The sequence below is a fragment of the Tabrizicola sp. genome, from assembly GCF_030694085.1.
Lineage (GTDB): Bacteria > Pseudomonadota > Alphaproteobacteria > Rhodobacterales > Rhodobacteraceae > Tabrizicola.
Genome location: NZ_JAUXZE010000012.1, coordinates 1 through 1,194 on the forward strand (window position 1 = coordinate 1; position 1,194 = coordinate 1,194).

The following is a 1,194-nucleotide window of genomic DNA, read 5'->3' on the forward strand; positions in this document are numbered from 1 at the left end:
GTGATTCGGCCGGCGATGGCACCGGCTCGCGGGTCGTGAACCAGAACGCCATGGCGAGCCCGGCAACCACCACGATCGTCATGCCCGTGACAACCGTTTGCCTCGTCATCAGCGACGCACTCCTTCCGCGGTCCGTGCTCCGCGGTCCAACATCCGCGCGCCCTCGCTGGGAAGAAGGGAGCCGGTGCTCGTCAGCGAGCCACCCGTGACTTCCTCCAGTCTTGCCAGCGCCCTCTCGTGCGCGACCATTTCCCCATGCAACTCCAATTCACTGTCCTGCAAGGTGAGCAAACTATTCAGCAACGTGAGAAAATCGACCTTGCCGACCCCATAGCCGGCCTGGGAAGCCTGGAGCGCCAGCGTGGCCTGCGGAATAATCGCGTCGCGTAGAATGGTGACGAGCCGTTCAGCCCGCTGCGCCTGGACGAAGTCATCCTTCACCCGAAACAGGACATCTTGCCGCGTGTTCGTGAGACTCTCGTGTGCGCCGGTGAGTTCGGACACGGCCTGTCGCACACCCTGGCGTTGCTTGGTCGCGTAATAGAGGGGAATGCGAATGCCCAGCATGACCTGATAGCCGTTTTCATTGATGCGATCATTGCGCAAGCCCGTGGCGCTGATGTCAAAGTCTGGATAATACTCCCTTCGGGCCAGGGCCACGGCTTGCTCACCCCGTTCCACTCCCTTGGCGGAGGCCTGGAGGATCGGCGAGAAGTCCTCCGCGCGCTGGCTCAGCTCCGGCAACGGCAGGGTCAGCATCGTCATCCGGATCTCTTCCGGAGTTCCGAGCGGGCCGGCGGGAGGCCGATTCACGATTCGATTGATTGCGGCATGCAGACTCTCCTTCTGCTGGTCGAGCACCGCCAACCGATCCAGCACCCGCGAGATCTCGACCTGCGCGCGGAACACATCCTGCTGAGCGGCCTGACCGACGGCGTATCGAGACTTGGCCGTTTTCTCGAACTGCATCAGCAGGGCCTTGTTCCGCTCCACAATCTCGATCGCCTTATGGGCAAAATGCAAATCAAAGTACGACTCTTTAAGGCGGGCGATCAGGCGCAGCCGTATGGCCAGATAGTCTTGCTCGATCCGGTCGGCCTCGCGCTGGGCCACTTCCCCTTTGAGGCGGAGTTTGCCGGGAAAGGGAATCTCCTGCCCGATTCCATACATGGCCCCCTGCAACGGCTCGATCAT

Annotated in this window: 1 protein-coding gene; it reads right to left on the reverse strand. The window is 61.7% G+C overall.

Annotation, left to right across the window (positions count from 1 at the left end; genetic code table 11):
* Nucleotides 1-108: 108 nt before the first annotated feature.
* The coding region (locus tag Q8M85_RS02605) for a TolC family protein (RefSeq protein ID WP_305539871.1) at nucleotides 109-1,194 on the reverse strand (1,086 nt) is incomplete at its 5' end.